The 2,477-nt window shown below is 65.8% G+C and carries 2 protein-coding genes; both read right to left on the reverse strand.

All coding sequences use genetic code 11. The features are described from left to right. Nucleotides 1–81: 81 nt before the first annotated feature. Nucleotides 82–1,635 (reverse strand): TerC family protein, encoded by a 1,554-nt coding sequence (locus tag HMPREF9440_RS04925; protein ID WP_008542062.1) that lies wholly within the window; start codon nucleotides 1,633–1,635, stop codon nucleotides 82–84. 267 nt (nucleotides 1,636–1,902) lie between these two features. Further along, nucleotides 1,903–2,477: methyltransferase domain-containing protein (locus HMPREF9440_RS04930; protein ID WP_008542063.1), on the reverse strand; the 575-nt coding region annotated here is incomplete at its 5' end.

Here is a 2,477-nt window from a genome sequence, read left to right on the forward strand (position 1 = left end):
AGAAGCCGCCCGGCAGCGGTGTGGATGGGGTGTTGACCGAGCGGATCGAGCGATCGGTCGGGGCGGTTGTTTCCCCCGGCCTTACGCCTCGGGGTCTTCCGCCTTCGGGAGCCGCGTGATGCGCACCTCCGCGATGCGGTTTTTCTCCAAAACCGTCACTTCAAAGGCGTACCCGAACTCTTCGTGGCGGTCGCCCGCGGTCGGGAGCCGGCCGAAGCGCTCGAGCAGGTAGCCGGCCAAAGTGAGGTACTCGGCCTCGTCGTCGGCCAGGCCTTCGATCCCGAGATGCTGCTCGACCGTCATCAGATCCGTCTGCCCGTCCGCGAGCCAGACGCCGTCGGACAAAGCCTTCATCGCCTCGCGGTCGCCTTCGTCGGGGAAGTCCCCGGCGATGGCTTCCAAAATGTCGTGCGCGGTGGCGAGCCCCTGGATGACGCCGAATTCGTCCGCGACCAGCACGATCGTCGCGCGGGTGCGCTTGATGTCGCGCATGAGGCGGATCACCGTGATCGTTTCCGGAACGGTGAGGATCGGGCGCGCCTCCGCCATGGCGCGGAGCTTCTCCTTGGTGAGCTCCTCGCGGACCATGTGCTTCGCCTTGATGCAGCCGACCACGTGCTCTAACGACCCTTCGCAGACCGGGAACGCGCCGTGGGGCATGCGCTTCACTTCGTCCATCAGCTCCTCCATCGGCATCTCAAGGTCGAGCCAGGCGATGTCGGAGCGCGGCGTCATGATCGACTTGATCGAGCGGTCGGCGAGCGTCAAGACCCCTTCCACCATGTGGCGTTCGTCGTCGCCGAAGGTGCGTGCGGTGGGAGCCATCTGTTCGGCCATCGTGGGCGCGTCCGCGGCCTTTTCGGGGCTCATGAGGCGCACGATCGCGAGCGTCGTGCGTTCGCGGAAGGGCAGACGCGCGAGGTGCTTTTCGCTGTTGCGGTTCGCGAGCTGGTTGAAGGCTTCGATCATGATCGAGAAGCCGATCGCGGCGTAGAGGTAGCCCTTCGGGATGTGGAAGCCGAGCCCTTCCGCGACGAGCGAGAAGCCGATCATGAGAAGGAACGAAAGGCAGAGGACCACCACCGTCGGGTGGCGGTTCACGAACGAGGTGAGCGGACGGCTCGCGATGATCATGACGATCATCGCGATGACGACGGCGGCCACCATGACGCCCAGCTGATCGACCATCCCCACCGCGGTGATGATGGAGTCGAGCGAGAAGACGGCGTCAAGAAGCAGGATCTGCGCGATCACGACCCAGAGCCCGGCCTTGGCGCTCCCCGTGCCCTCGGCGTGCGGGTGCGCCTCCAAGCGCTCGTGGAGTTCCAGCGTCGCCTTGAAGAGAAGGAAGAGGCCGCCCGCCATCAGGATGAGGTCGCGCGCCGAGAACGGGTGCGAGAACACCGTGAAGAGCGGGGTGGTGAGCGACACCAGCCACGACATGATGGAAAGCAGCCCGATGCGCATGATGAGCGCCATCGAGAGGCCGGTGTAGACCGCGCGGTTTTGTTGGGCGTGGGGGAGCTTTTTCGCGAGGATCGCGACGAAGACGAGGTTGTCGATCCCGAGAACGATTTCAAGAACGACGAGGGTGAGAAGACCCGCCCATATGGCGGGATCAAGCAGTATGTCCATTGACTTGGGGAGAGTGGTTGAGTCCGCGCGGAACCGAAGCGCGGACCGGATGGGCGCGGCTTCTCTTCTTCTGGGGCCTCACTGGGGGCGAGCCCGGTGCGGCGGTCGCGGTTGGTCTCCGCGGCCTTGGGGGAGAAGAAAAGCGGCGTCGGTACGACGTAGATTAGCGGAAAGCGGAGCCGCTTTGAGGCCGCTGACACACGTTTTTGCGAAGACGGGCTACGGAACTGGGAGGATTTTCCCGGATGGGCCCGCCGTCTCAACTCTTCAGCGGAGCACCATCGCGATCGGCCGCCAGGTGAGCGTGACGCCGCCCGGGGTCGCAAACCGATCCTCGTAGTCCCGGAGGAAGGCGGCGAGGCGCGAGGCCGTCATGGGCTTCGGCGCTTCCCGGTCTTCGCCCTCCGGGCCGCGCTTCTCCGAATTCGCCGACTTCACCCCATTGACGCCCGTCACCGACAAGTGCCTCAGCACGTGCTTCGCCGTCGGGAAGAGGTCGACCTCCTCCCAGGCGTATTGGCGCTCAATGGTCCACCCCGCGGCGAGGGCCGCTTGGGCCCAGCCGTCTTCGGTGAGAAACGGCAGTCCGTTGCCGGAGAGCTCGCGGACTTCCTTCAGCGTTCCGGGCAGATACGCGGTGAAGACGAGCCGGGGCGCGACGGCGGGTGAGCTCCCGGAAATCGAGGCGGTGCCGCCGACGGGCGCAGTCAGCGCCTTGAGGTCCCTCAGCACCGCCGCGGGGTCTTCCGCCCACTGAAGCACCGACCCCAACGCGATGAGATCGAAAGGCGCTCGGGCGCGGACCACTTCATCCGTGCCCACGGCTTCCATCTCGACCCGGT

Origin of the sequence: Sutterella parvirubra YIT 11816 (assembly GCF_000250875.1) — a bacterium.
Taxonomy (GTDB): domain Bacteria; phylum Pseudomonadota; class Gammaproteobacteria; order Burkholderiales; family Burkholderiaceae_F; genus Sutterella; species Sutterella parvirubra.